Source organism: Pseudomonas sp. AC463 (assembly GCF_979253585.1).
Genome location: NZ_CEEDDZ010000114.1, coordinates 1 through 467 on the forward strand (window position 1 = coordinate 1; position 467 = coordinate 467).

General features: G+C 62.1%; 1 protein-coding gene. It reads left to right on the top strand.

Translation table 11 applies throughout. The features are described 5' to 3' along the window. Positions 1 to 20: 20 nt before the first annotated feature. The coding region (gene orn, locus AC0IYH_RS29350; protein WP_471837548.1) for an oligoribonuclease at positions 21 to 467 on the top strand (447 nt) is incomplete at its 3' end.

Sequence of the window (467 nt, forward strand, 5' to 3'; positions counted from 1 at the left end):
GCACTACAGAGGAGCGCAGCATGCAGAATCCACAGAACCTGATCTGGATCGACCTGGAGATGACCGGTCTCGACCCCGAGACGGACGTCATCATCGAAATGGCCACCATCGTCACCGATACCGAACTCAACGTGCTGGCCGAGGGCCCGGTGATCGCCGTGCACCAGAGCGATGAGCGCCTGGCCGCCATGGACGAGTGGAACACGCGCACTCACGGCGAAAGCGGCCTCACCCAGCGGGTTCGCGAGAGCCGTATCAGCCAGGCCGAGGCGGAAGCGCAGACCATCGCCTTTCTGGAAAAGTGGGTGCCGAAGGGCAAGTCGCCGATCTGCGGCAACAGCATCGGGCAGGATCGCCGCTTCCTCTATAAGTACATGCCTGCCCTGGAGGCTTACTTCCACTATCGCTATCTGGATGTCTCGACCCTGAAGATCCTCGCCGAGCGCTGGGCGCCTGGGGTCAAGGAT